Annotated in this window: 1 protein-coding gene; it reads right to left on the reverse strand. The window is 40.4% G+C overall.

Features of this window, described 5'->3' with window-relative positions; all coding sequences use genetic code 11:
- Window positions 1-399, reverse strand: a 399-nt coding sequence (locus tag H6A61_RS15460; RefSeq protein ID WP_262897256.1) for a reverse transcriptase domain-containing protein, incomplete at both ends; no start/stop codon positions are given.

Below are 399 nucleotides of genomic sequence, written 5' to 3' on the forward strand. Positions count from 1 at the left end.
AGTTATAAAAGGAATAACCTAAGTATTTTACACCTTTGACATATGAGACTGTTGTCTTTTCCTTGTTTACTCTCAAATGAAGTTTACCCTCGATAAATCGGGTAATAGATTCCTTAGTTTGTTTCGCCGCACTTTTACTTCGGCAGAATATCATTGAATCATCGGCATACCGAACAAAGAGATGACCTCTTCGCGTTAGTTCCTTGTCGAGTTCATTAAGCATGATATTACTTAATAGGGGACTTAAAGGACCACCTTGAGGAGTGCCTTCGTGGCTCGCCTCAAACATACCATGATTCAGGATTCCGCTGCGGAGATATTTGTGTATAAGACTAACCACTCTTCCATCCTTTATTGTACGGCTCAGTATTTCTATCAGACGACTGTGGCATACGGTAT

The organism is Bacteroides caecigallinarum, assembly GCF_016901995.1.
Lineage (GTDB): Bacteria > Bacteroidota > Bacteroidia > Bacteroidales > Bacteroidaceae > Phocaeicola > Phocaeicola cellulolyticus.